Genomic DNA, 1,484 nt, shown 5'->3' with positions numbered 1-1,484 from the left:
ACCAGAAATGGACCCTGCCCTAGCGAAGCCCCAGAGAAAGGAGGCGACCCATGCGCCACCACCTGAAAGCGGCGATCGGCCTCTTGGCGGGCGCCCTGCTGTGCGCGGCACCGCAGTCCTGGGCGGCCCAGCCCGCCCCGGCGCCCCGAGCGGCGGCCGCCGCCGACCCGGCCTACGAGGTCCTCGTCTTCTCCAAGACCGCCGGGTTCCGCCACTCCTCCATCGACGACGGCATCGCGGCCCTGCGGGAACTGGGCGACGCCCACGGCTTCGGCGTCGACGCGACGGAGGACGCCCAGGCGTTCACCACCGGCAACCTCGCCCGGTACGAGGCGATCGTGTTCCTGTCCACCACGGGCGACGTCCTGAACGGCGCGCAGCAGACCGCGATGGAGCAGTACATCCGGGGCGGCGGCGGATACGTCGGCGTCCACGCCGCCGCCGACACCGAGTACGACTGGCCCTTCTACGAAGGGCTGGCCGGGGCGCTGTTCCGGTCCCACCCGGCGGTCCAGCGGGCCACGGTCGAGGTCGAGGACCGGGCGCACGACGCCACCGCCCACCTGGGCACCACCTGGCAGCGCACCGACGAGTGGTACGACTACCGCACCAACCCCCGCACCACCGCGCACGTGCTGGCCTCGCTCGACGAGTCCAGCTACTCGGGCGGTTCGATGTCGGGCGACCACCCCATCGCCTGGTGCAAGGACTACCAGGGCGGCCGCGCCTTCTACACGGGCGGCGGGCACACCGACGAGTCCTACGCCGAGCCCGCGTTCCGCCGGCACCTGCTGGGCGGCATCCGCTGGGCGGCGGGCACGACCGAGGCCGACTGCCGGCCCGAGACGGGCTACCGCCCCCTCTTCGACGGCACCGGCACCACCGGCTGGAAACAGGCGGGCCCCGGCGGGTTCACCCTCGCGGACGGCACGCTCAGCTCCCACGGCGGTCTCGGCCTGTACTGGTACGAGGCGGAGGAGTTCACCGGCGACTACTCGCTGAAGCTGGACTGGAGGATGAGCGGGGACGACAACTCCGGTGTCTTCGTGGGCTTCCCGGCCTCCGACGACCCGTGGTCGGCGGTCGACAACGGCTACGAGATCCAGATCGACGCCACCGACGCCCCCGACCGCACCACGGGCGCCGTCTACGGCTTCCGGTCGGCCGACCTCGCCGTCCGGGACGCGGCGCTCAACCCTCCGGGCGAGTGGAACACGTACGAGATCCGGGTCACCGGGGAGCGGCTGGAGGTGTTCCTCAACGGCCGCAAGGTCAACGACTTCACCAACACGGACCCGGCGCGCAGTCTGCGCCAGGGGCACATCGGCATCCAGAACCACGGTGACGGCGACGAGGTGGCGTTCCGCAACGTCCGGATCAAGGCAGAGGGCGGCACCACGCCTCCCGTTCCGCGTTCCGGTGAGGTGCGGGGCGTGGGCGGCACGTGCCTGGACGTGGACGGCGCCGCGACCGCGGACGGGACG

1 protein-coding gene is annotated in these 1,484 nt (G+C 72.3%); it reads left to right on the top strand.

All coding sequences use genetic code 11. The annotated features are described in order from the left end of the window. Window positions 1-50: 50 nt before the first annotated feature. Window positions 51-1,484 (top strand): ThuA domain-containing protein (locus B7L92_RS30410; protein ID WP_081240563.1); only part of this gene is annotated, 1,434 nt, incomplete at its 3' end.

The sequence above is a fragment of the Streptomyces viridosporus genome (assembly GCF_002078235.1).
Taxonomy (GTDB): domain Bacteria; phylum Actinomycetota; class Actinomycetes; order Streptomycetales; family Streptomycetaceae; genus Streptomyces; species Streptomyces viridosporus.
This window is presented reverse-complemented; position numbering and strand designations above follow the sequence as displayed.